We start from the raw sequence: 20167 nt of genomic DNA, 5'->3' as shown, positions 1-20167 counted from the left end.
ACGGGGACACAAATACCCATCCGTCGGATCGCGAATCGCCGAAGCCGGCACGCTCATACCCCTCGACCGGGTAGACGGCGTATGGATACGGCCGCGGTGGCGTTCGACCTCGACGATACGCTCGCGGTGACGGGCGTTGACCGCGCGACGCTGCTGGCGGCGGCGTGTCGCGAAGTCGGCGCCCCGCACCGGTCGCGGGCGGCGTATCTCGACGCCCACGCGGACAACCTGACCGCACGGAGTCGGAAACCGGTGTTCGAGGTGCTTCTCGACGGGACGGACGTCGATCCGGCGGCGCTGGCTCGGGCGTACCGCGAGCGGGTGAACGAGGCGCTCTCGCCCGTACCAGGCGTCGAGGCGATGCTTTCGAGGCTCGCCGAACGGTACCGACTCGGCCTGCTGACGAACGGTCCCGTCGTCGCCCAGCGGTCGAAGCTCCGGGCACTCGGGTGGACCGACCGGTTCGACGCCGCGCTGGTCACCGGCGAGTTGAGCGCGGGCAAACCCGAGACGGTCGCCTTCGAACGACTTCTCGACGCTCTCGGCACGGACGCCACGTCGACGGTGTTCGTCGGCGACGACGTCGAGGCGGACGTCGGGGGCGCGACGGCCGCCGGTCTCGATGCGGTGCAGGTGACGTTCCCCGGTGGGCCCGAGCCGGATCCGGCGGCGGCTGCACACGTCGACCGTGACGCGTTGCCGTCACAGCTCCCCGAGTTCTTGGCGTCGAGATAGCCGGCTCAGCGGGCGGCTACCGCGCGCTCGAAGACCGAAAGCGCGCGTTTTACCTCGGCGCCGTCCTCGACGAAGATGACCGTCCGCGGCGGGTCGACCGCCTTCGGCCGGACTCGCAGCCCGGCCTCGCTCGCCGCGTCGACGACAGCCTCGGGGGCACAGCGGAAGTCGAGGCGGACGCGTTCGGGGTGGACGAACGCCGTCGCCAGCGATTCGTCCCCGGCCTGGACCGCGTACGCGCGACTGCCGTCGGGGGTTGGTTCGACGTCCGGGTCGGCGTCGGTCACCGACACGGTTGCGAGGCGGCCCTCGTGGCCGACGAGGTCCGAGGCGAGTAACTGTGCAATCCGGACGCCGTCGGCGAGCGTGGAGTCGACCATGAATTGTGTAACGGGATGGAGCCGTTTCAACGCTCCCCGTCACGAGGCGCGGTCCGAGAGCTTTATATCTCCAGGTAGCTTCGCTCGGAGGGGTATGAACGATCTTCGAACCGGGCTGAGCTACGGCGACGCCCTTCTTGTACCGAAACGGTCCCCGGTGGACAGCCGGGACGATGTCGACCTCACGACGGCGTTCACGCCGGGGGTCGAACTGTCGACGCCGCTCGTCTCCGCGGCGATGGATACGGTCACCGAAGCGGCGATGGCCGTCGAACTCGGGCGGGCCGGCGGGCTCGGCGTCATCCACCGCTTTCTCTCCCCTACGGCGCAGGCACAGGCGGTCGAACGGGCGGTCGATGCGGGGGTGCAAGTCGGTGCTGCCGTCGGCATCGACGAGGACTACGTCGCGCGGTGTGAGCAACTGGTCGCGGCCGGCGTCGACGTCCTCGTCGTCGACGTCGCACACGGGCATCTCGAACGGACGCTCACCGCCGTCGAGGCCATCGCCGAGGCGTTTCCCGAGACGGACATAGCCGCGGGGAACGTCGCGACACCCGCGGGCGTCGCGGACCTCGCGACGGCGGGGGCCGACTGCGTGAAGGTGGGGATCGGGCCGGGATCACACTGCACGACGCGGAAGGTGGCCGGCGCCGGGGTCCCGCAGTTGACCGCCGTCGACGACTGCGCGCAGGCGGCCGCGGACCTCGACGTGCGGATCTGTGCCGATGGGGGCATCCGCAACTCCGGCGACGCGACAAAGGCGCTGATGGCCGGCGCGGACACGGTGATGCTCGGGAGTCTGTTCGCCGGGACCGAGGAGGCGCCGGGGGACGTGATCGAGGTCGACGGTACGCGCTACAAGCGCTCTCGGGGGATGGCCACCACCGCCGCCGCGGCAGACCGCGACGACAAGGGCGAAGACGTCGCGGCGGACGAGGGTGTGGAAGCGCTGACGCCGTACAAGGGACCCGTCGCCGACGTCGCGGCCGAGTTCTGTGCCGGGATCCGCTCTGGACTCTCTTACTGCGGCGGCCACACCATCCAAGACGCCAGGGACCGAGCCGAGTTCGTCCGCGTCGCCGCGAGCGCGCGGGAGCGGGAAGGGTTCCACGCGGACCACGACTGGGAGGGAGTCACCGTCGAAAGCGGGGCAAGCGGAGTCTCCACGTCCGAGGTCGACGCCGACGACTGATACAGAGTACTGTAACTGGGTACTGGTGGTTCGTTGGAGTCTTCGCGAACCTCCGAGACTGGCTTACAAGAAGCCGTATGGGCCGCCGTCTCACGCGGGGTCGGCGTCCGACCCCTCCCCGAGGTCGGCGAGCGCACGGTCGGCGGCATCGTCGACGTCGACACCGTGACGACGGGCATAGAGGACGGCCGCGGCCTCGATGGTGACGCCGAGTTCGCGCTGTCGCTCGTTGATCGCCGCGACGGCGTCCTGTTTCTCGACGCCGGCGTCGACGAGTGCGTCGAGGACACGCTCGAACGCGGACTGCTCCCGGAGGACGGACTCGTCGGGGACGAAGCCCGAGGGGATGGTGACGCCAGAGGGATCGAACGTCGCGACGAGGTCGTCGCCCTCGCGGTCGAGGAGGCCGCGGCCGGCTGCCACGTCGACGAGTCGTTTGGCCTGATCGGGCGTGAACCAGTCACGGTCCAGGGAGAGAGCGACGACGAACTCCCCCTCGTCGAGTCGGGACCGCCCCCGGTCGCGGAACGGCGCCGCCACCGCGGTTTCGAGGCTCATGCCCCACAGGGCGGGGGCGGGCCCACTAAACCCTATCCGTTCCGGCTTCGCGTTTCGAGCGATTCAAGTAGTTCCTCAGACTGAATAGCGGTATGAAAGATCAGGGACGCTCGACGCGCAAGCGGACGGGCGGCCGCCTCCGGCCGTTCCGAAACAAGAAGCGGTACCAGCTGGGCCGTCAGCCGGCCGAAACGACGGTCGGCGAACCCCGGTTCCAGACAATCGACGCCCGCGGGACGGAGACGAAAACGCGGGCGCTCGCCACGAACGTCGCCCACGTCGCCGACGGCGCCGAGACTGTCGAGGCCGAAATCGAGAACGTCGTGGAGAATCCCTCGAACACCAACTACGCCCGACGAAACATCCTCACGAAAGGTGCCATCATCGAGACGGACGCGGGGCAGGCCCGCGTCACGTCCCGCCCCGGCCAGACCGGTCAGGTCAACGCGGTTCTGCTGGACTGAGACGGGCCGTCAGTAGTCGGCCGCGTGGTGCGCGCGAAGCCGACCCTCCAACGCCGACTTACGGCGTCGGTGCCGCCTTCTGCAACGCCGTCTCCGCGATGTTTCCCCCGTAGTCGGCGCTCCGGGACAGCGAGTCGACGACGAGTCCCAAAAGCTGTGCCCGCGTCGGATCGAGTTCCCGGAGGAGTTCGTCGATGGCTCGGGCGTGTTCGTCGATGTCCTGCACCGACTCCCGGGCCTCGTTAGCGCGGCGTGTCGACTCGTCGTTCTCGTCGAGAAAGAGCGAATCCATCGCGGCGTCGGTTACGGCCGACGCGTCGTCGTGAAGTTCTTCGAGGGCAGCGGCGACATCGTCCGGAACCGCCTCCTCGAACTCGAGTGAGAGGTGGGCAATCTTGGTCGCGTGGTCGGCGATGCGTTCGAGTTGGCGGGCCGCGGACTGATAGTCGAAACACACCTCGCGGGTGACGCCGAGTTCCTCGGCCGCGCGGGGGCTTCGAAGCGTCGCCCGGAAGATTCGGGAGACGACCATCCAGAGACGGTCGACGTCGTCGTCGCGCTGGATGACGTCGCGGGCAAGGTCGGCGTCGAGGTCGACTAGCGCCCCGACGGCGTCTTCCAGCATCGAGAGCGCGATGAGACGCATCCGGGTGACGGCGTTGTTGATCGACAGCTCCGAGGAGTCGAGCAGGTCACGGATGACCACCCGGTCGCGAGTCTCCTCGAGCACTTCCAGGCCGACGAGACTCTGGGTCGCCTGCCTGATCGTCCGCCGCTGATCGGTCGTGATACGGGTGCTCTCCAGAGCGATGATGTCGAAACCGCTGACGTACATCGTCATCACGGCGCGGATGAGTTCCTCGCCCACCAGGTCGCCGATATCGAGGGTGCCCTCGGTCCGCTCCTCGCCCGTCCGTGGCGTCATGAACAGCGAGTCGCCCTCCGGGTAGAACGCCACCTCGCTGCCCGCGGAGACGCCGTTATCGGTCGCCCAGTCTTTCGGGATCGACACGGTGTACGTCGATCCACCGGTCACCTGCACCTTGCGGGTTTCGACCATACACGAAGGAAACCGACGGGACGAAATAAAACCATCCATATCTATATACTTCTCTGATCGGGGCGACGGCGTCGGTCGTGGGTCGGGGTGACTGCCCGACTTGCGTTCGTCTTACGGAACACGTATCGCGTAGAAAACCGCTTCAAACCCGCTCTATGTCCGATATCGCGGCTATCGAGGCGGCGGACGATGGCGGTGACGAGGCGGTCGGCCCACCGTTGGAAGGGACCATCGTCATCGATTGTCGTACGTATCTCTATATAGATATAATAGAAGGGTACTTACACTACAGAAGGCCACGTTCGGGTGATGACCGATGAACCTACGGGCGGTTCCACATCGCGGCGAAAGTTCCTAACTGCGGCCGGGTCGGCCGGCGCGCTGGCGCTTGCCGGCTGTACGCAGAGTGGAAGCGGCGGCGACGGTGGCGACGGCGGCGATGGCAGTTCTCTCTCCGGCACCATCGACATCGCCGGCAGTTCGACCGTCTTTCCGCTGGCGACGGCGATGGCCGAGCGCTTCCAGTCCCCAGACTCCCCGTCAGGGCATCCGGAGGTCAACATCAACATTCAGTCGACCGGCTCCGGTGGCGGGTTCGCGAACCACTTCTGTCCCGGGCGGACGGACTTCAACAACGCCTCCCGACCCATCCAGCCCGAGGAGGAGGAGGCGTGTTCGGAAAACGACATCACACCCGTCGAACTCACCGTCGCGACGGACGCGCTGACGGTCGTCGTCAACAACGAGGCCGACTGGATCGACTGCATGACCGTCGAGGAACTCCGGCAGATCTGGTCCGCCGAGGACCCGCCGACAACCTGGAGTGAGGTGAACAGTGACTGGCCGGACCAAGACATCGAACTCTACGGTCCGACCGACGCCTCCGGCACCTACGACTACTTCATCGAGGCCATTCTCGGCGAGGAGGGTCCGGGTCACCGACAGGACTACTCCGCGACCGAGCAGGACCGCACGATCATCCAGGGGGTCGAGGGATCGGAGAACGCCATCGGCTATCTGGGCTTCGCGTACTACTCGCAGAACACCGACCGCGTGAAGGCTCTCGGCATCGACGACGGCGACGGCTGTGTCGAACCGTCGCTGGAGACGGCCCGGACTGGCGAGTATACGCCCCTCTCGCGGCCGCTTTTCACCTACGTCAAGCAGTCCTCGCTGGCCGAGGAACACGTCGCCGAGTTCGCCCGCTTCTGGCTGGAGAACGCGACGAGTCAGTCGATTGTCGCCGACGAGGTTGGCTACGTCCCCCTGAACGACGAGGACCAACAGGCCACGATGGACGCCCTCGAATCCGCCATCGAGAACGCGTCTGGGTAGCGACGTCCGAACGAAGGGTTTTTCGAACGAGCACGAATCCCATCACACACTAGATGAGCACGGACGACCTGACACAGGATCTCACCCGGCGAACGGAGAACGCGCCACAGGAACTCTTGACGCGCTCGTTTTTCTTCCTGTGTGCGGTGCTGTCCATCGTCACCACGCTCAGCATTATCGTGCTGTTGACCACCGAGGCGGCGAAGTTCTTCAGCGTGACCGCCCCGCTGATGGGCGTCGAGGGACCAACCGCGTCGGTCGTCGACTTCCTCACCGGCACCGAGTGGGTCATCAACAACGAGCAGTTCGGCGTCCTGCCGCTGGTGTCGGCCACCCTCGCCATCACCATCGGCTCGGCCGTCGTCTCGCTCCCCCTCGGCGTCGCCACGGCCATCTACCTCAGCGAGTACGCCACGCCGCGTGCGCGGTCACTCCTCAAGCCCGCCCTCGAAGTGCTCGCTGGCGTCCCCACAGTCGTCTATGGCTTCTTTGCTGTCGTCTACATCACGCCCGCGCTCAAGACGATTATCCCCAATCTCGGGACGTTCAACATGCTCTCTGCGAGCATCGTCGTCGGGATCATGATCATTCCGATGGTGGCCTCGATCAGCGAGGACGCGATGTCGGCGGTGCCCGACTCGCTGCGGCAGGCCGGCTACGGGATGGGCGCGACGAAGTTCGACGTCTCGGTCGGTATCGTCGTCCCCGCCTCTCTCTCCGGAATCTTCTCTTCGTTCATCCTCGCGCTCTCGCGGGCTATCGGCGAAACCATGGCCGTGACCGTCGCCGCGGGATCACAGGCGAACCTCCTCAACCCACTGAACCCCGCCTCGTATCTGGAGGGGGCACTGCCGATGACCGCCGCGATGGTGAACCTCCTCACCGGAGACATCACCGGCGGCGGCATCGCCTACCGGAGCCTCTTCGCTATCGGTCTCACGCTCTTTGTCATCACGCTCGTCATGAACATCATCAGTGACCTCGTCGCACAGCGATACCGGGAGGAGTACTGACATGGCGACCGAACGCGGGACCATCGAGAGCTTCGGCCACGTCAGCCGGACCGCGGGCACCGTCTTTCGGTATCTGCTGCTCGCGGCGACACTGTTCGGCATCGTTGCACTGACCGTCCTCCTGATCTACGTCGCGAACGACGCCATCCGCCCGCTGACCGCCGATCCGGGCTGGCATCTCACCTTCCTGCTGACGCTCGTCCTCCCGACACTCGCCGTCGGCGCGTACCTCTTCCGAACCGACCCGGCCTCGTTCCGGTTCGGCGGCGCCATCGTCGGCACCCTCGCCGTCAGCACCATGTTCGCGGGCGGGGTGGCGATGCTCTTTGTCGACATCGTCGAACCGGTCACCTGGTTCGCCTACGTCCTCGCGCTCTGTCTCGCACTCGGCGGCGTCGTCGTCATTGAACGCCTCGACCGGCGGCTTCCCTTCCTCGTCCGCTTTGTCGCCGCCGGCGTGATCGTCCTCGTCTCGCTGCTGGTCGTTCCCGGCGCCGTCACGTCGCTTCCCGTCTACCCGAGCGACGGCGTGCTACTGACGCTCTCGGTCGGCGCACCCATCGCGCTCGTCGTCGGCCGTTACGTCGCCGCCGCGGACGGCCGGCGTCGGCGGGTCGCCGCGGTCGTTGCCACGCTCGTCGTCGTCGGCTTGGGCGCGTTCGTCGGCCCACTCGTCGGCGTCACCCCGGTCCCTGCGACGGTCGTCTTGGCCGTTGCCGTCGTCCCCACGGGCGGCTACGCTATCGGCCGGATCCGCCGCAACCCCGAGCGCCGCGCCGGCCTCGGCCTCGCCGCCGTGATCCTCGGGGGGACGGTGGTCGGCGCCGTCGCCGTTGACGCCCTCGGCTTTGCCGGCCCGCAGTCGTGGGTCGACTGGGGCTTTCTCACCAGCGCCCATAGCGGGACGGCGGCGAACGCCGGTCTCTACCCGGCCATCGGCGGATCGATCCTGCTGATGGTGACCGTCGCCGCCCTCTCCTTTCCCCTCGGCGTCGGCGCCGCGGTGTATCTGGAGGAGTACGCCCCCGACAACCGACTCACCCGCTTTATCGACGTCAACATCTCGAATCTGGCGGGTGTTCCCTCCGTCGTCTACGGGTTGCTCGGTCTCGGCGTGTTCGTCACGTATCTCGGCCAGTCGACCGGGACCGTCCTGATCGGTGGGGCGACGCTCGCGCTGCTCATCCTGCCTATCGTCATCATCTCCGCGCGCGAGGCACTCCGGAGTGTCCCGGACTCGATGCGCCAGGCGTCCTACGGGATGGGGGCGACCCGCTGGCAGACGATCAAAAACGTCGTCCTGCCGCGGGCGTTCCCCGGCATTCTGACGGGGACCATCCTCGCACTCGGCCGCGCCATCGGCGAGACGGCCCCGCTCATCATGATCGGCGCGCCGAACGTCCTCTTTTCACTGCCGACGGCACTCTCCTCGAAGGTGAGCGCGATGCCCTTGCAGGTGTACGCTTGGGCGAGTCTCTTCGCCAGCGAACCCTTCTACCAGGCGGCCGTTCCCGCAGGCGTCGTCGTGTTGCTCATCGTCCTGCTCAGCATGAACTCCATCGCAATCGTCCTCCGAAACAAGTACCAGAGTGACCAGTGATCACCCATGACCGATAATCAGAAACAGGAGTACGCCGCCGATGAATCGACCGATGATCCGACGACCGACGACATGGCCATCCGGACCGACGTGAGCGAGAGCGTCTCCGCGTCCGGGCCGACGACGAGTGGAGCCCCCGTCGTCCGCGCCGAGAACGTCGACGTCTGGTACAACGACGATCAGGCGCTTCAAGACATCTCCCTCGAAATTCCGGAGAATCAGGTGACGGCCATGATCGGCCCGTCAGGGTGTGGAAAGTCCACCTTCCTCCGGTGTATCAACCGGATGAACGACATGATCGACGCCGCACGCGTCGAGGGTGATCTCCACCTGCGCGGCAAGAACGTCTACGACGACGATGTCGATCCCGTCGCTCTCCGCCGGCGCGTGGGCATGGTGTTTCAGTCGCCTAACCCCTTCCCCAAGAGCATCTACGACAACGTCGCCTACGGCCTGAAGATCCAGAACAAGGACGGCGACTACGACGAAATCGTCGAGAACTCGCTGAAGCGGGCAGCGCTGTGGGACGAAGTCAAGGACCAACTCGATACGTCCGGTCTCGACCTCTCGGGCGGCCAGCAACAGCGACTCTGTATCGCTCGGGCTATCGCCCCCGACCCCGAGGTGATCCTGATGGACGAGCCAGCCTCGGCGCTCGATCCGGTCGCCACCTCCAAGATCGAGGATCTCATCTCCGAACTCGCCGAGGAGTATACGGTCGTCATCGTCACCCACAACATGCAACAGGCCGCCCGCATCTCGAATAAGACCGCCGTCTTCCTCACCGGCGGCGAACTCGTCGAATTCGACGACACCGAGAAAATCTTCGAGAACCCCGATAGTCAACGCGTCGAGGACTACATCACCGGAAAGTTTGGCTGACCGCCCCGGGATCTGCCGGTCCGCAAGTGCGTGCCGATGCCGATAAACGGCCCTCAATCTATATACTACTCCATAGCGGACTATTGACGAAGGGATAACGCTTAGGGGGGTCGAGTGGCGTGTACGGATATGGCGCGAACGAACTATCAGTCGTCGCTGGAGGAACTCCGCGACGACGTTCTCTACATGAGCGAAGTGGTCGCGGAGCGGCTCCGGGCGGGGCTGGACGCCCTCGAACGGAAGGACGAACGGCTCGCCCAAGAGGTGATCGAGGGTGACGACGAGATCAACGACATGTACCTCGAACTGGAGGGAACGTGTGTCGACCTCATCGCCCTCCAACAACCGGTCGCGAGCGACCTGCGATTCATCGCCGCCTCGTTCAAGATCATCACCGACCTCGAACGCATCGCAGACCTCGCGGTCAACCTCGGCGGCTACGCCCTCGATGCCCAACGCGACCTCTTCCCGGACGTGGACATGCAGCGGATCGGACGGACGACCCTAGAGATGCTCGACGACGCGATGAGCGCGTACGCCGACGAGGACGCCGACGGCTGTTACGCGGTTGCCGACCACGACGAGGAGGTCGACGCGATGTGTGAGGCGGCGAGCGAACTCGTCGTCCGCGACCTGATCGAGGGAGACTATCTCGGCGACGGCGAGGGCGACGAGGAACTGGAGTCGCTGATGCAGGACGTCTCCCGACTTCTGTTGACCATCCGTGACCTCGAACGAATCGGCGACCACGCCGTCAACGTCGCGGCACGCACCCTGTATATGGTCGAAAACGACGACGAACTGCTGTACTGATTACCGGGCGTCGACCGCCTGCCGCATCAGCGTCGCCTCCGCCTTCCGGAGGTGCTCGGCCGCCGTTCCCGGCGCGATATCGAGAGCCGCAGCCACGTCCGCGACGCTCCCCGCCCGCGGCGAGTCGTAGTAGCCGCAGTCGACGGCGGCCGCGACGGCCTCGCGCTGGCGGTCGGTGAGCCGCGAGACCGGCGCCCCGGCCCGACGGCGGTACGGGCCGACCGACTCCACCGTCGCCCGCATCCCCGCTGGCAACGACTCGACGGCGGCCTCGATGTCGCTCGCCGTCCCGACCACTGTCAGCCGCGTCGTCCCGTCCGGTTCGAACGCGACCGGTGGGACCACCACAAGCGTCCCTCGGGCGAACGCGTCGATGTACTGTCGGTCCGCGTCCGTCGCCCGATCACGGACACAGCAGTAGAAAACGCCGTCGACCACCTCGGTGAGGGCGTACGCCACCGTCGCCGCCCGCGCGTCGAGTTTCGCGCGGAACGGGTCGGGGTCGCCCCGAACGCGAAACACCATCGCGTTCGTCCCGTCGAGGACCGCGTTCCAGTGACAGAGCGTCGCACGCTCGATGTCGTCGTGTTGCATCTCGAAGGCGTGCATCGGGTGGCGGCGGTCGGCGTCGTGGGCCACCCGCAGTCGGGCGTATTTCATCGGCCACCCGTCGTGTTGGCGTACACAAAAAGCCTCACTCGTGAGGCAGTTCCGACTCCCGGCGCTGTGCCCAACGCCGACTCGTATGACGCCGATCAGACTCGCGTTCGGGACCGGCCTGCTGTCGGCCGCCGGCGTGTACGTCTTGGTGCTCGGAACGCTCCTGACCGACCACGAGTGGTGGCCACCCGGCGACCGGACGCCGGCGTACTACCTTCACTGGACGCTCGTGAGTGTCTTCGACGTTGCGCTCGTCGTCACCGCCGCCCTCGACTGGGGTGCGTGGGCGCTCCCACAGTCGGTATCGCTCGTCGGAGGCGCCCTGGCCGTTCTCGGCACCGCGGTCTTCGCGTGGGGGGCGCGGACGCTGCACACCGACGAGACGATGGGTGTGACCGGTGACCTCTACACCGACGGGCCGTACGCCTACACCCGCAACCCACAGTACGTCGGGATGATCGTCGGCGTGACGGGCTTCGCGCTGGCGACCGATTCGGCGCTGGTGGCGGCCCTCGCAGTCGTCCACGTCGGATGGGTGGTCCTGCTTCCGCGTGCCGAGGAGCCACACCTGCGGGCGGAGTTCGGCGCGGCCTACGAGCGATACGCCCGACGCGTTCCCCGGTTCGTCGGCCTGCGGACGGTCCGACGGGCGATTGCCGGCTGTCAGGGTTGAAAGAGTTAACAGCCGTCGGGGCGAGATTCGGGGCATGAACGCCGCCGAAACCGTCCGGGAGTATTACGAGGCGTTGCGTCGGGGTGAACCGCTCTATCCGTACTTTGCCGAGCGGTCGGACGTGGTGAAGTTCGGCGTCGGCGAGCGACTCGTCGGCTACGACGCCGTCGCCGAAGGCCTCCGCGAACAGAGTCGGACGACCGAGGACTGGACCGTCGAGAGCTGTGACCTCCGGGTCACCGAAGGCGACGACCATGCCTACTTCTCCGATTCGGTGCAGATGGCCTGGACCGACCGCGCGGCCGACCACGAGTACGCGTTCTCGACCCGGTGGAGCGGCACGTTAGAACCGCGCGCAGACGAGTGGCTGTTCGTCGGCATGCACGTGAGCACGCCGTACGCCGACGGGTAATGGTCGGCCCGAGCTTCACAGACGACGAGCGACAGGTCGCCTCCCGGCGGCTCAAACTCGGATTCGTCGCGCTGATCGGCCTCTCGGGTGGCCTCGTCGCCCTCGCCGCCGACGCCACACCGGTACAGGGAGTCGTCGCCGTCGTAGCCGGGCTTCTCGTGGGCGGACTCCTCCTCGCATATCTCGAGTGGATCGGACAGGACTGGCGATCCGGCGGGCGCTGAGGCTACGCCCCGTCCTCGACCCGCGCCAGCCACCGCTCGGGGGCGTCGAGTTCGTCCTCCGTCGGCAGATACTCCGGCCGGTCCCACACCACGCTGGCCCCCGTCAGCCCGCGGGCGTCCGCGACGGCCTCGAAGAAGGCCGCACCGCGTTCGTACTGCCGGCGCTTCAGGCCGAGACCGAGCAGACGGCGGGCCAGTCGGGCGACCGGGCCGCCACCCTGTCGGCGGGCGTCGAGTTTCGCCCGTAGATCCGCGTAGTCCTCGTCGAAGGCGCGATCCATCAACAGTTCGGCGTACCCCTCGACGGCGGTCATCGCCGTATCGAGTTCTCGGAAGGCCTCGCGGTCGATGTCGCCGGCGACCAAGCCGTCCACCCCCCGTTCGAGGCGGCGTTCGAGGTGTGTCGAGAGCCAGGGCGCGGCGCCAAACTCGGCGGCGTGGGACACCTCGTGGAAGGCGATCCAACGGCGGAACCGCGGGTAGGGTACGTCCAGTTCGGCCGCCACTCTGACGATGTTGGGGTGGACGAAATAGAGACCGTGGTCCCGGTCGCCGGGGTCGGTCTCCGCGAGGAGGAGGGGGTCGTACTGGCCGAGGACGTTCCGGCCGAGGAAGGCGAGCAGCAGGGAACACGTCCCGGTGTTGACGACCCGCGAGATGTCGGGAAAGAGCACCTCGGGGCCGTTTGCCTCCATGGGTGCCATCACCCGTCGGAAGGTGTCGACGTTCGCGTCGATCCAGTGGTGGCGGTTCTGTATCTCGACGGTCTCCGGCAGGTCGAACGCGATGTCACCCAGTCGACGGAGTCGGTCCCGGGCGTCGCGGACGTCGGTCGCGTACCCCTCGCGCTCGGCGTCGGAGAGCGTCAGTTCGCCCGGCACCGTGCCGTCTTTCGCTGCCTCGGCGACGGCCGTCCAGTCGACGTAGCCCGTCCCTGAGGCGCCGGTGACGGTTCGCACGCTCCGGAAGAGATTCATACCGGACGGTACGGTGGGCGCGTGAAAACGCTTCCGTAGCGGCCGCTATGATCCGGTGATCGTCGCGAAAAGTGACTCGATGGTGCCTTAGATGCCTGCCTCGAAGTCGTCGAGGGCGTAGGTCGGTTCGGCGCCCCGACGGTCGAGCGTCTCGTTGGCGAGCAGCCAGTAGACGACCGACAGCGCGCGCCGCCCCTTGTTGTTCGTCGGGATGACGAGGTCGACGTTGCTGAGTTGGTTGTTGGAGTCGCACATGGCGATGACGGGGATGCCGACCGTGATGGCCTCCTTGACCGCCTGCGAGTCGCCGATGGGGTCGGTGACGACGACCACGTCGGGTTCGATGTAGCCGTCGTAGTCCGGGTTCGTCAGCGTCCCCGGGATGAACCGCCCCGTGCGGGCGCGGGCGCCGATGGCCTCGGCGAACTTCTCGGCCGGGAACCGGCCGTACTGGCGCGAGGAGGTCACGAGAACCTGCTCGGGCGAGTAGTTCGCGAGGAAGTCCGCGGCCGTCCGGATCCGCTTGTCGGTCTGGCTCACGTCGAGGACGTACAGGCCGTCGTCGCGGACGCGGTGGATGAACCGCTCCATGTCCTCGGTCTTCTGCTGAGTCCCGATGTGGACCCCCGCGCCGAGGTAATCCTCGACCGGGATGAGAAGGTCGGCCTCGTCGTCGGGCATCACGTTCTCGTCGAACGGCGAGGCGTCGTCCTCGGCTTCCTCCGTTGCCTCTGCCTCGGGAGCCTCGTCGGCCGCCTCGGCGGTCGGTTCCTCCGTCGCCACGGTGCCGGCGTCGGAGTCGGCGGCGGCCTCGTCGGCCCCCTCCTCGTCCTCGACGTCGGCGAGTTCGTTGTCGTTGTCAGTCATACAGCGTCCTCCGCGATGCGGATGAGTTCGTTGAGTTTGGCGGTTCGCTCGCCGCCGACCGTCCCCGTCTTGATGAAGGGGGCACCGGTCGCCACGGCGAGGTGTGCGATAGTCGTATCCTCAGTCTCGCCCGAGCGATGAGACACGACGGCGTCGAGACCGTTCCGGGTCGCAAGTTCCACCGCGTCGACGGCGTCGGACAGCGTCCCGATCTGGTTGGGCTTGACGAGGATGGCGTTGCCCGCCCCCTCGTCGATCCCTCGCTGAAGTCGGTCGACGTTGGTGACGAAGAGATCATCGCCACACAGGACCGTCCGGTCGCCGACCCGGTCGGTCAGGTCGGCGAAGCCGCCGAAGTCGTCCTCTTCGACGGGGTCCTCGACGTACGCGAGGTCGTACTCGTCGACGAGGCCGGCGATGTAGTCGACCTGCTCGGCGGGCGTCCGCTCAACGTCGCCGTAGCGGTAGACCTCGGCGTCGGCGTCGTACAGTTCCGACGCCGCAACGTCGAGACCGACCGCCACGTCGAAGCCGACGTCCGCCGCCACGTCGTCGGTCGCCGCGGCGACGATGTCGAACGCCTCGGCGTCCGTGACCGCGGGCGCCCACGCGCCCTCGTCGCCCTTGCCGGCGGGAAGGTCCCGCTCGTCAAGCAACGCGCCGATACGGTCGTGGACCGCGGCGTTGGCGAAGACGGCCTCCGCGACGTTCGGTGCGCCGTGTGGGACGGCGAGAAACTCCTGGATGTGCGTCGCCGCCTTGGCGTGTTCGCCGCCGCCGAGGACGTTCCCGAGCGGAGTCGGGAAGCCGTCGCCCCGGAAGGTGCCGCCGAGATGCTGGAAGAGCGGTGCCCCCAGCACGTCGGCGCCGGCCTTCGCGGCCGCCATGGAGATAGCGACCGCGCTGTTGGCGCCGATAGTCGAGAAGTCGTCGGTCCCGTCCGCGCCACGGAGGGCCGCGTCGACCTCCCGCTGGTTCCCCGCGTGGACCTCGTCCACGAGACGGGGGATGGCGTGCTGGCGGGCCGATGCGATGGCCTCGCCTGCGGGCAGTTCGATGGCTTCGTACTCGCCGGTTGATGCACCGCTCGGTGCCGCCGCCCGTCCGAACCCACCGGAGTCGGTCAACACGTCCGCCTCGACTGTCGGGTTCCCCCGCGAGTCGAGAATCCGGCGCAGGCTCACCGAGCGAACCAGCGTCATTTGCCCTCCCGCCTGACCGTGAACGGAAGCACGCCAGCGTCGTACTCCTCGGCCGCGACGAGGATCGGTTCGCCCTGCTCTGTGTCCACCAGCACCGGCGCGCCGTAGGACACCTGCAAGGCTCGCGCCCCGAGGATGCGTGCCTTCTCGTATCGATTGTAGCGTCCCTGACTCATTGGTACGGGGAGACGACGTCGACCAGGTCCTTGTGTGAGACGAACATGCGGCGACAGCAGTGACGGGTCACGCCCAGGTCGTCGAGTACCTCGGCGGGGTCCTCACCGTCGTCGAGGCGAGCCTGGTACTCCTCCCAGTGTTCGCCGATTACCTTCCCGCACGTGAAACACCGGACTGGGATCATCATGGGTGGATCACCTCAGCGGTAGGACTTCTGGTAGCGGGCCCGCGCACCGGGGCCGCCCCACTTCTTGGGTTCGGACTGGCGAACGTCGTTGACCAGCAGCGACCGGTCGAACTCCATGAACGCGTCACGGAGTTCGGCGTCGTTGTGATGTTGCACCAGCCCGCGGGCGATGGCGGTCCGCACGGCGTCCGCCTGCCCGGCGAAGCCGCCACCCGAGACAGTCACGTCGATGTCGACGGTGTCGCGGAGCTCGTCGTCGGCGATGCGGAACGGCTCCAGCATCTTCAGCTTCGACAGCTCCGGTTCGACCAGTTCGACGGGTTGGGAGTTGATACGCACGCGACCCTCGCCGTCACGCACCGTGGCGCGGGCGACGGCCGTCTTTTTCTTACCGCTCGTGTTGGTTACCATGTGACGTTCGCACCCAGTTGTTCGGAGACGTCTCCGAGGGAGACGAATTTGATGTTCGAGAGGCGATCCAGCGACGTGCCTTCGAGCACGGTGCCGTCCTCGTCGAAGGGGTTGCCGACGTAGACGCGTACGTTCTCGAACGCCTCACGGCCGCGTGGCTTCTTGTACGGCAGCATCCCACGGATCGACCGCTTGAAGATGCGGTCCGGCCGCTTGGGGTAGTACGGCCCGCTGTCGGAGCCCAGTTCCGCTCGCGTGCGGTAGGTCTCCATCGTCGACTCCTCGTTGCCAGTGATGACCGCGTCCTCGGCGTTGATGACGGCGACCGTCTCGCCGGCGAGGGCGCGCTGGGCCACCTCGCTGGCGACCCGGCCCATGATGCAGTCACGCGCGTCGACGACGGTGTCAGCGTCGAATTCTGCGAGGCTCATCGAATCACCCGGACGTTGGATCCCTCGGGGTTCGACTCGGCAACCTGTTCCAGTTGCTCGGCCGCCCCGACCTGTTCGATCTTCCGGCGTGCCGTCGACGAAAAGTCGACGGCCGCGACGGTGACGTTCTTTTCGAGCACACCGCTGCCCAGCACCTTGCCGGGAACAACGACGGTCTCCTCTTCGCGGGCGTATCGTTCGATCTGCCCGAGGTTGACCTCCGCGTGGGTGCGCCGTGGCTTCTCCAAGCGGTCCGCGACGTCCTGCCAGACTCCGGCACCGGACTCGCGGGAAACCGCCTTCAACTCGGCGATGAGACTATTGAGTCTCGGATTAGTCTTACTCATTGTCTACCTCCAAAAGGGAGTGCAGGGAGCAGGATTTGAACCTGCGGACCCCTATGGGACAGCGCCCTGAACGCTGCGCCGTTGGCCTGACTTGGCTATCCCTGCACGCATATCGCAGTATCGGTCGCCCCTTCAAACCAGTTTCGATTCCCGCACCCCGCCGGGTCGCGGCGCTCGTGGCTGTGACCGTCGGCGCGGAGGCGGGCGTCGATGGTGGTGTTCGGGGCATTGTGGGGTCTCAGACTGCGACTTTCGTCTCTAGTTCCGCCGCGCGGGCGCCGATTGACTCGGCGGCGCGCGTGACCAGTTCCTCGACGCTGAACGACCCGTCCGTCTCCACGTGGAAGACGAAGGCGCCGGGCACGTCGTGTACCGCCAGTTCCTTGCCGGGGTATCGCTCGGCGAGGTCGTGATCGAACTCATCGGTCGCGACGAGTTCGCCGTCCTCGGTCTCGATGACCCCGCGGAGGATGTTCGGCTCCCCCTCGTCGAACTCGCCGGCGTCGCCGACGACTTCGACGCGCTGGAGGTGGCGGTAGCCGACGGCCACCCCACCCTGGTGTTTGGCGTGTTCGCGGCCCGTATCGAGGACGGCGTCCGCCTCGAGTTCGATCCGCTGTTGCTCTTTGAGTTCGATGATCGGGATGTTGTCGTCGGCGGGTTCGACCAGGTCGTCCGACGTTTCGATGTCGCCCGAGTAGGCCGTCCCCGGACCCTCGACGTCCAGCGCCAGCGTCACCGTCTCGCCCACCTCGAAGTCGTCGAGGGGGGTTGTCAGCGGCACTAGCCCCAGGCGGAGGCCGATCATCTCGTCGAACATCACAGAGGAGTTCTCGACGAACCGGACGGTGTCGATGGAGAACGTCGGTACGTCGGCGATCATCGCCCGGCGGATGCCGTTGGCGAAGGCCGGCGACGCTCCCCGAACGAGAAAGCGTGCGTTCCGGTCGTCGCGTTCGATGAACTCGACCTCGAAGTCGGCTACCATGATGTTAGAGGCGGCTGTTTTTGGGCGCGCGCGTCCCGTCGTGGGGCATCGGCGTTACGTCCTCGATGCGACCGATCTCCAGGCCGGCACGGGCGAGCGCACGGATCGTCGCCTGCGCGCCCGGCCCGGGGGACTTGTTGCCGTTGCCGCCGGGGCCGCGGACGCGAACGTGGACGCCCTCGAGGCCGGCCGCGAGGGCCTCCTCGGCGACCACTTCGGCCATCTGCATCGCGGCGTACGGCGACGCCTCGTCGCGGTTCTGTTTCACGACCGTTCCGCCGCTGGACTTGGCGAGCGTCTCCGCGCCGGTCTGGTCGGTGATCGTGATGAGCGTGTTGTTGAACGACGCGTGGACGTGGGCGATGCCCCACTTGTCCTGTGCTTCCTCGGCGCTCATTCTTGCGCCTCCGCGCGTTCGGGGTGCAGGTCGTCGGCCAGCGGACTGTTCTCGTCGAAGGCGACGGTCGGCTGTTCGTCGACTTCCACCTTCTTCGAGGGCGTCCGCACGCGTGCGCCCTCGACGGTGACGTGTCCGTGGCTGACGAACTGGCGAGCCTGCTGGGGCGTGTTGGCCAGCCCCTGTCGGTAGACGACCGTCTGGAGCCGTCGTTCGAGCAGGTCGGTCACTTCGAGCGAGAGGACGTCACTGATGTCGTCCTGCTCGTCGAGGATACCGAGTCGCTGGAGTCGGGCGACGAACTCGCTGCCGGCCTCCGCGGCCGCCTCGACGTCGCCCTGGGCGTCGCCGAGCAGTCGTCGCGCCTCGCGGCGCATCTCGCGCAGTTCCGACTGGGCGCGCCAGAACTCCTGTTTGTTCTTCAGGCCGTAGCGCCCGAGGAGGTCGGCCTCCTCGGCGATGCGCTCGCCCTGATACGGGTGGTTCGGCGTTTCGTAGAACTTGGTGTTCTTGCCGGTGGTCATGCTTCGTCTTCCTCCGCGGCGTCCTCGGCCATGTCTTCCTTGATGGCCTCGACGTTGACGCCGATGGTGCCTTCGGTGCGGCCGGTGGATTTCGTCCGCTGGCCGCGCACCTTCTGTCCGCGCTTGTGTCGGACGCCACGGTAGGAGTCGATCATCTTCATCCGGTTGATGTCCTGCGTGCGCGTCTGACTGAGGTTGGAGCCGACTCGATGGCTGCTCTCGCCGGTGTAGAAGTCGTTCCGGCGGTTCACCATCCACTCGGGGACTTCGTCCGAGAAGTTCTCCACGACCTCGATCACGCTGTCGATTTCGTCGTCGTCGAGGCGTCCGAACGTGGCGGTTCGATCCACGTCGGCCGCGTCGGCGACGATGCGCGCCGTGCGCTTGCCGATGCCGTTCATGTCGGTGAGGCTCCGCTCGACGGCTTTCGTCCCGTCGAGGTCGGTCTGTCCGATTCGGACGAAGTACCGAAGGTCTTCGTCGTCCTCGGGGGAGCCGTCCTGTGGTTCTTCTGCACTCATGGATATCTGGGTGCGAGCGTTGCGGCGGGGATTCGAACCCCGGAGGCTTGACGCCACAGAGTTAGCAACCCTGCGCCTTGGGCCAGGCTTGGCTACCGCAACACCTGCGTTCGTGTATTGTCGCCCTCTCGGACTCGGGGCCGGACGCCCCTGCAGCGTATGCACTCAGATCAACCCGGGGACGGTACTTAAACATCACGAAAGGAAGGGGGCGTGGGGCGCAGGCTCATACCGACGAAATGCCGTCCACCGAATCGCGAACCCATCGGGAAACCCCGTGCTCTGTACTGGACGGTCCCTGCGCTGTTGTGGATCGGTCACCGGGACAGGAGTAACAGTCGTCCCCCCAACAATCTAATACGAGCTTCCCGTGGTTCCGATGTGCAGTTCACAGAGACGGCCGCGACACGACGATCAGTGCATCAGTACAGCGACGAGGAAATTTCCCAGTCCACATTAGACTCGATTTTCGAGCGTGTGACGCTCACGCCATCGGGGTACAACCTCCAGCCGTGGGAGTTTCTCGCTCTCCGCGACGAGGAGACACAAACAGCTCTCAAAGAGGTCGCAAACGGACAGGACCACGTCACGGCGGCTGACACAGCTGTCGTCGTGCTCGGGAACACCGACCCGATGGCTCACGCCGAGGTAGTTTTCGACGACTGGCTCGCTAAGGAGTACATTCCGGACGAAAACGTGCGGTCTGCCCTGCTCGAGAACGTCGAAGCGATGGCGAGCATGTCGGAGGCTGAGCGCCGCGTCTGGACGACGCGGTCGACTGCTCTGGGAGCGATGACGCTGATGTACGCGGCGTGGGAACAGGGGGTTGCGAGCTGTCCGATGGAAGGGTTCGACAGTGGCGCACTCGTCGAGACGTTCGATATCCCCGAGGGATACGAACCGGTCATGCTGGTGACACTCGGGTATCCGGCTGCTGACGCTGCTGACATCGAAAACGAGCGAAAGGGCCGGCGACCGGTTGAGGAAATCGTCCACTACGAAACCTTCGAGCCGAGTGAGACGACGCGAGTCGAAACACCCGATATCACCGAATAAAGATCCGCTGGGCTGTGTTGAATCGCCATCTGGCGGTAGACCTCACTGTTTCACGGCTCGATTGGTGGGATAAATAAGACA

General features: G+C 66.4%; 28 protein-coding genes and 2 tRNA genes. 12 read left to right on the top strand and 18 right to left on the bottom strand.

Annotated features, from left to right (window positions below; all coding sequences use genetic code 11):
* The first annotated feature begins 81 nt into the window (after positions 1-81).
* Positions 82-735: an HAD family hydrolase gene (locus NO878_RS02620; RefSeq protein WP_256404402.1), complete on the top strand. Its 654-nt coding sequence runs from the start codon at positions 82-84 to the stop codon at positions 733-735.
* Between the two features lie 5 nt (positions 736-740).
* Here the strand turns inward: NO878_RS02620 and NO878_RS02615 are convergent, their stop codons facing one another.
* Positions 741-1115, bottom strand: a complete 375-nt coding sequence (locus tag NO878_RS02615; RefSeq protein WP_256404401.1) for a DUF7993 family protein — start codon at positions 1113-1115, stop codon at positions 741-743.
* A gap of 94 nt (positions 1116-1209) precedes the next feature.
* Between NO878_RS02615 and NO878_RS02610 the strand changes: the two genes are divergently transcribed.
* Complete coding sequence (locus tag NO878_RS02610) at positions 1210-2307, top strand: guanosine monophosphate reductase (RefSeq protein ID WP_256404399.1); 1098 nt, start codon at positions 1210-1212, stop codon at positions 2305-2307.
* 90 nt (positions 2308-2397) lie between these two features.
* On the opposite strand, the gene NO878_RS02605 is transcribed toward NO878_RS02610, so the two are convergent.
* On the bottom strand, positions 2398-2865 hold the full coding sequence (locus NO878_RS02605) for a DUF2240 family protein (RefSeq protein WP_256404398.1): 468 nt from the start codon (positions 2863-2865) through the stop codon (positions 2398-2400).
* Positions 2866-2957: 92 nt separating this feature from the next.
* Here NO878_RS02605 and NO878_RS02600 point away from each other — a divergent pair, with 92 nt between their 5' ends.
* Positions 2958-3329, top strand: coding sequence for a 30S ribosomal protein S8e (locus NO878_RS02600; RefSeq protein WP_256404397.1), 372 nt, complete (start codon positions 2958-2960; stop codon positions 3327-3329).
* Between the two features lie 58 nt (positions 3330-3387).
* On the opposite strand, the gene NO878_RS02595 is transcribed toward NO878_RS02600, so the two are convergent.
* On the bottom strand, positions 3388-4389 hold the full coding sequence (locus tag NO878_RS02595; RefSeq protein WP_256404396.1) for a phosphate uptake regulator PhoU: 1002 nt from the start codon (positions 4387-4389) through the stop codon (positions 3388-3390).
* A 309-nt stretch (positions 4390-4698) separates the two neighbouring features.
* On the opposite strand from NO878_RS02595, the gene NO878_RS02590 reads away from it, so the two are divergent.
* From NO878_RS02590 to phoU, 5 genes are all read left to right on the top strand, one after another.
* Positions 4699-5724: a PstS family phosphate ABC transporter substrate-binding protein gene (locus tag NO878_RS02590; protein ID WP_256404395.1), complete on the top strand. Its 1026-nt coding sequence runs from the start codon at positions 4699-4701 to the stop codon at positions 5722-5724.
* Positions 5725-5777: 53 nt separating this feature from the next.
* Positions 5778-6737 (top strand): phosphate ABC transporter permease subunit PstC, encoded by a 960-nt coding sequence (gene pstC, locus NO878_RS02585; RefSeq protein WP_256404394.1) that lies wholly within the window; start codon positions 5778-5780, stop codon positions 6735-6737.
* Position 6738: 1 nt separating this feature from the next.
* On the top strand, positions 6739-8337 hold the full coding sequence (gene pstA / locus NO878_RS02580; protein WP_256404393.1) for a phosphate ABC transporter permease PstA: 1599 nt from the start codon (positions 6739-6741) through the stop codon (positions 8335-8337).
* A gap of 6 nt (positions 8338-8343) precedes the next feature.
* Positions 8344-9219 (top strand): phosphate ABC transporter ATP-binding protein PstB, encoded by an 876-nt coding sequence (gene pstB / locus NO878_RS02575; RefSeq protein WP_256404392.1) that lies wholly within the window; start codon positions 8344-8346, stop codon positions 9217-9219.
* A 129-nt stretch (positions 9220-9348) separates the two neighbouring features.
* A complete protein-coding gene (gene phoU, locus NO878_RS02570) occupies positions 9349-10032 on the top strand; it encodes a phosphate signaling complex protein PhoU (protein ID WP_256404391.1) in 684 nt (227 codons plus the stop codon).
* On the opposite strand, the gene NO878_RS02565 is transcribed toward phoU, so the two are convergent.
* Complete coding sequence (locus NO878_RS02565) at positions 10033-10692, bottom strand: helix-turn-helix domain-containing protein (protein WP_256404390.1); 660 nt, start codon at positions 10690-10692, stop codon at positions 10033-10035. It lies immediately after the preceding gene.
* A gap of 85 nt (positions 10693-10777) precedes the next feature.
* Between NO878_RS02565 and NO878_RS02560 the strand changes: the two genes are divergently transcribed.
* Genes NO878_RS02560 through NO878_RS02550 form a run of 3 tightly spaced genes read left to right on the top strand, consistent with a single transcriptional unit; the run spans position 10778 to position 12001 of the window.
* The gene (locus tag NO878_RS02560; RefSeq protein WP_256404389.1) at positions 10778-11365 is read left to right on the top strand and encodes a methyltransferase family protein; all 588 of its coding nucleotides are present in this window, start codon (positions 10778-10780) and stop codon (positions 11363-11365) included.
* A 34-nt stretch (positions 11366-11399) separates the two neighbouring features.
* A complete protein-coding gene (locus tag NO878_RS02555) occupies positions 11400-11777 on the top strand; it encodes a nuclear transport factor 2 family protein (RefSeq protein WP_256404388.1) in 378 nt (125 codons plus the stop codon).
* A complete protein-coding gene (locus NO878_RS02550) occupies positions 11777-12001 on the top strand; it encodes a hypothetical protein (protein ID WP_256404387.1) in 225 nt (74 codons plus the stop codon). Before NO878_RS02555 ends, NO878_RS02550 begins: the two co-directional genes overlap by 1 nt.
* A 2-nt stretch (positions 12002-12003) precedes the next feature.
* Here NO878_RS02550 and NO878_RS02545 read toward each other — a convergent pair whose 3' ends face one another.
* The 14 genes from NO878_RS02545 to NO878_RS02480 all read right to left on the bottom strand — a co-directional run bounded on the left by NO878_RS02545 (position 12004) and on the right by NO878_RS02480 (position 19132).
* The gene (locus NO878_RS02545; RefSeq protein WP_256404386.1) at positions 12004-12978 is read right to left on the bottom strand and encodes a zinc-dependent metalloprotease; all 975 of its coding nucleotides are present in this window, start codon (positions 12976-12978) and stop codon (positions 12004-12006) included.
* A gap of 87 nt (positions 12979-13065) precedes the next feature.
* A complete protein-coding gene (gene rpsB / locus NO878_RS02540; RefSeq protein ID WP_256404385.1) occupies positions 13066-13845 on the bottom strand; it encodes a 30S ribosomal protein S2 in 780 nt (259 codons plus the stop codon).
* Positions 13842-15047: a phosphopyruvate hydratase gene (eno, locus tag NO878_RS02535; RefSeq protein ID WP_256404384.1), complete on the bottom strand. Its 1206-nt coding sequence runs from the start codon at positions 15045-15047 to the stop codon at positions 13842-13844. Before eno ends, rpsB begins: the two co-directional genes overlap by 4 nt.
* On the bottom strand, positions 15044-15223 hold the full coding sequence (locus NO878_RS02530) for a DNA-directed RNA polymerase subunit K (RefSeq protein WP_256404383.1): 180 nt from the start codon (positions 15221-15223) through the stop codon (positions 15044-15046). Before NO878_RS02530 ends, eno begins: the two co-directional genes overlap by 4 nt.
* Positions 15220-15411, bottom strand: a complete 192-nt coding sequence (locus NO878_RS02525) for a DNA-directed RNA polymerase subunit N (protein WP_049936587.1) — start codon at positions 15409-15411, stop codon at positions 15220-15222. Before NO878_RS02525 ends, NO878_RS02530 begins: the two co-directional genes overlap by 4 nt.
* Positions 15412-15423: 12 nt before the next feature.
* A complete protein-coding gene (locus tag NO878_RS02520) occupies positions 15424-15822 on the bottom strand; it encodes a 30S ribosomal protein S9 (protein ID WP_256404382.1) in 399 nt (132 codons plus the stop codon).
* Complete coding sequence (locus NO878_RS02515) at positions 15816-16253, bottom strand: 50S ribosomal protein L13 (RefSeq protein WP_256404381.1); 438 nt, start codon at positions 16251-16253, stop codon at positions 15816-15818. The genes NO878_RS02520 and NO878_RS02515 overlap by 7 nt, the downstream gene beginning before the upstream one ends.
* Positions 16250-16600 (bottom strand): 50S ribosomal protein L18e, encoded by a 351-nt coding sequence (locus NO878_RS02510; protein WP_256404379.1) that lies wholly within the window; start codon positions 16598-16600, stop codon positions 16250-16252. Before NO878_RS02510 ends, NO878_RS02515 begins: the two co-directional genes overlap by 4 nt.
* Before the next feature lie 20 nt (positions 16601-16620).
* Positions 16621-16705: transfer RNA gene (locus NO878_RS02505), tRNA-Leu, on the bottom strand.
* Between the two features lie 133 nt (positions 16706-16838).
* On the bottom strand, positions 16839-17588 hold the full coding sequence (locus tag NO878_RS02500; protein WP_256404378.1) for a DNA-directed RNA polymerase subunit D: 750 nt from the start codon (positions 17586-17588) through the stop codon (positions 16839-16841).
* 4 nt (positions 17589-17592) lie between these two features.
* Positions 17593-17985 carry a 30S ribosomal protein S11 gene (locus tag NO878_RS02495; protein ID WP_256404377.1) on the bottom strand — a complete coding sequence of 131 codons (393 nt, stop codon included), beginning with the start codon at positions 17983-17985 and terminating at the stop codon, positions 17593-17595.
* Positions 17982-18509, bottom strand: coding sequence for a 30S ribosomal protein S4 (locus NO878_RS02490; protein ID WP_256404376.1), 528 nt, complete (start codon positions 18507-18509; stop codon positions 17982-17984). The genes NO878_RS02495 and NO878_RS02490 overlap by 4 nt, the downstream gene beginning before the upstream one ends.
* Complete coding sequence (locus NO878_RS02485) at positions 18506-19030, bottom strand: 30S ribosomal protein S13 (protein ID WP_256404375.1); 525 nt, start codon at positions 19028-19030, stop codon at positions 18506-18508. Before NO878_RS02485 ends, NO878_RS02490 begins: the two co-directional genes overlap by 4 nt.
* Before the next feature lie 17 nt (positions 19031-19047).
* Positions 19048-19132 (bottom strand) — tRNA-Ser (locus tag NO878_RS02480).
* Between the two features lie 279 nt (positions 19133-19411).
* On the opposite strand from NO878_RS02480, the gene NO878_RS02475 reads away from it, so the two are divergent.
* Positions 19412-20086 (top strand): nitroreductase family protein, encoded by a 675-nt coding sequence (locus NO878_RS02475; protein ID WP_256404374.1) that lies wholly within the window; start codon positions 19412-19414, stop codon positions 20084-20086.
* Positions 20087-20167: the final 81 nt, after the last annotated feature.

This window comes from Haloplanus ruber (assembly GCF_024494725.1).
Classification (GTDB): domain Archaea; phylum Halobacteriota; class Halobacteria; order Halobacteriales; family Haloferacaceae; genus Haloplanus; species Haloplanus ruber.
Note: the sequence above shows the minus strand (reverse complement) of the source record. Positions and strands in the feature narration are given on the sequence as shown.

Bases quoted from the DNA above. Each gene is read 5' to 3' on its own strand.
- NO878_RS02620 (WP_256404402.1), top strand. From the start codon at position 82: ATGGATACGGCCGCGGTGGCGTTCGACCTCGACGATACGCTCGCGGTG.
- NO878_RS02615 (WP_256404401.1), bottom strand. From the start codon at position 1,115: ATGGTCGACTCCACGCTCGCCGACGGCGTCCGGATTGCACAGTTACTC.
- NO878_RS02610 (WP_256404399.1), top strand. From the start codon at position 1,210: ATGAACGATCTTCGAACCGGGCTGAGCTACGGCGACGCCCTTCTTGTA.
- NO878_RS02605 (WP_256404398.1), bottom strand. From the start codon at position 2,865: ATGAGCCTCGAAACCGCGGTGGCGGCGCCGTTCCGCGACCGGGGGCGG.
- NO878_RS02600 (WP_256404397.1), top strand. From the start codon at position 2,958: ATGAAAGATCAGGGACGCTCGACGCGCAAGCGGACGGGCGGCCGCCTC.
- NO878_RS02595 (WP_256404396.1), bottom strand. From the start codon at position 4,389: ATGGTCGAAACCCGCAAGGTGCAGGTGACCGGTGGATCGACGTACACC.
- NO878_RS02590 (WP_256404395.1), top strand. From the start codon at position 4,699: ATGACCGATGAACCTACGGGCGGTTCCACATCGCGGCGAAAGTTCCTA.
- pstC (WP_256404394.1), top strand. From the start codon at position 5,778: ATGAGCACGGACGACCTGACACAGGATCTCACCCGGCGAACGGAGAAC.
- pstA (WP_256404393.1), top strand. From the start codon at position 6,739: ATGGCGACCGAACGCGGGACCATCGAGAGCTTCGGCCACGTCAGCCGG.
- pstB (WP_256404392.1), top strand. From the start codon at position 8,344: ATGACCGATAATCAGAAACAGGAGTACGCCGCCGATGAATCGACCGAT.
- phoU (WP_256404391.1), top strand. From the start codon at position 9,349: ATGGCGCGAACGAACTATCAGTCGTCGCTGGAGGAACTCCGCGACGAC.
- NO878_RS02565 (WP_256404390.1), bottom strand. From the start codon at position 10,692: ATGAAATACGCCCGACTGCGGGTGGCCCACGACGCCGACCGCCGCCAC.
- NO878_RS02560 (WP_256404389.1), top strand. From the start codon at position 10,778: ATGACGCCGATCAGACTCGCGTTCGGGACCGGCCTGCTGTCGGCCGCC.
- NO878_RS02555 (WP_256404388.1), top strand. From the start codon at position 11,400: ATGAACGCCGCCGAAACCGTCCGGGAGTATTACGAGGCGTTGCGTCGG.
- NO878_RS02550 (WP_256404387.1), top strand. From the start codon at position 11,777: ATGGTCGGCCCGAGCTTCACAGACGACGAGCGACAGGTCGCCTCCCGG.
- NO878_RS02545 (WP_256404386.1), bottom strand. From the start codon at position 12,978: ATGAATCTCTTCCGGAGCGTGCGAACCGTCACCGGCGCCTCAGGGACG.
- rpsB (WP_256404385.1), bottom strand. From the start codon at position 13,845: ATGACTGACAACGACAACGAACTCGCCGACGTCGAGGACGAGGAGGGG.
- eno (WP_256404384.1), bottom strand. From the start codon at position 15,047: ATGACGCTGGTTCGCTCGGTGAGCCTGCGCCGGATTCTCGACTCGCGG.
- NO878_RS02530 (WP_256404383.1), bottom strand. From the start codon at position 15,223: ATGAGTCAGGGACGCTACAATCGATACGAGAAGGCACGCATCCTCGGG.
- NO878_RS02525 (WP_049936587.1), bottom strand. From the start codon at position 15,411: ATGATGATCCCAGTCCGGTGTTTCACGTGCGGGAAGGTAATCGGCGAA.
- NO878_RS02520 (WP_256404382.1), bottom strand. From the start codon at position 15,822: ATGGTAACCAACACGAGCGGTAAGAAAAAGACGGCCGTCGCCCGCGCC.
- NO878_RS02515 (WP_256404381.1), bottom strand. From the start codon at position 16,253: ATGAGCCTCGCAGAATTCGACGCTGACACCGTCGTCGACGCGCGTGAC.
- NO878_RS02510 (WP_256404379.1), bottom strand. From the start codon at position 16,600: ATGAGTAAGACTAATCCGAGACTCAATAGTCTCATCGCCGAGTTGAAG.
- NO878_RS02500 (WP_256404378.1), bottom strand. From the start codon at position 17,588: ATGGTAGCCGACTTCGAGGTCGAGTTCATCGAACGCGACGACCGGAAC.
- NO878_RS02495 (WP_256404377.1), bottom strand. From the start codon at position 17,985: ATGAGCGCCGAGGAAGCACAGGACAAGTGGGGCATCGCCCACGTCCAC.
- NO878_RS02490 (WP_256404376.1), bottom strand. From the start codon at position 18,509: ATGACCACCGGCAAGAACACCAAGTTCTACGAAACGCCGAACCACCCG.
- NO878_RS02485 (WP_256404375.1), bottom strand. From the start codon at position 19,030: ATGAGTGCAGAAGAACCACAGGACGGCTCCCCCGAGGACGACGAAGAC.